The 590-nt window shown below is 51.7% G+C and carries 1 protein-coding gene; it reads right to left on the bottom strand.

Annotation, left to right across the window (positions count from 1 at the left end; translation table 11 throughout):
- On the bottom strand, positions 1-476 hold a 476-nt coding region (locus tag E1189_RS03120), incomplete at its 3' end, for a hypothetical protein (RefSeq protein WP_230460102.1).
- Between the last annotated feature and the right edge of the window lie 114 nt (positions 477-590).

Here is a 590-nt window from a genome sequence, read left to right as displayed (position 1 = left end):
TCGGACCAGTCCGCACCCTTGAGTATGATCCTCTGACCTGGCTGTGCCGTTGCCAGAGCCCCTTGAACATGGCGTATTCTGCCCTCCTTATCCACCCCTGGCCCGCCAAAGAGGAGGCGTCTCCAGTCATACTGCATATGACAATTGACTATGAGGGGAGGAGATGCCGTGTGCCTGAATTCAGAATAGTCTGCCAGCGATGCACCATTATCAACGTCCATGGCGTCATCAGCCTGTACTCTATCAAGGTCGTCAGTTTTCCACGTATTGCCAGGGCGATCGACACGACGCCAGAAATCAGCACCCGGAGCATTCAAGTGGGCGCGCCTCGTGTTTTGAAGCTGATCCCGTTGAACCAGGACAATAATTTTCACATGTGTCCCCAGTGGTTGTTTTTGCTGTGCCTGTTTGCTGTAAACACCGGGAGAATCAGGGTCCAGAAGATCGTTAAAAGCGGTCATTTCATCCGCTCTCATATGTCTGATATCAAGAACCAGCACCAGAGGGGAGGAATGTTTGAACAACTTGCCGGGATGAACATGGCACCTGCCATCATCTGCAATGGTCAGGCGATGAGCAAGATTATCTTT

The organism is Parendozoicomonas verongulae, assembly GCF_009711465.1.
Taxonomy (GTDB): domain Bacteria; phylum Pseudomonadota; class Gammaproteobacteria; order Pseudomonadales; family Endozoicomonadaceae; genus Sansalvadorimonas; species Sansalvadorimonas verongulae.
The sequence above is the reverse complement of the archived record's forward strand: the minus strand, read 5'-3'. Positions and strand labels throughout refer to the sequence as shown.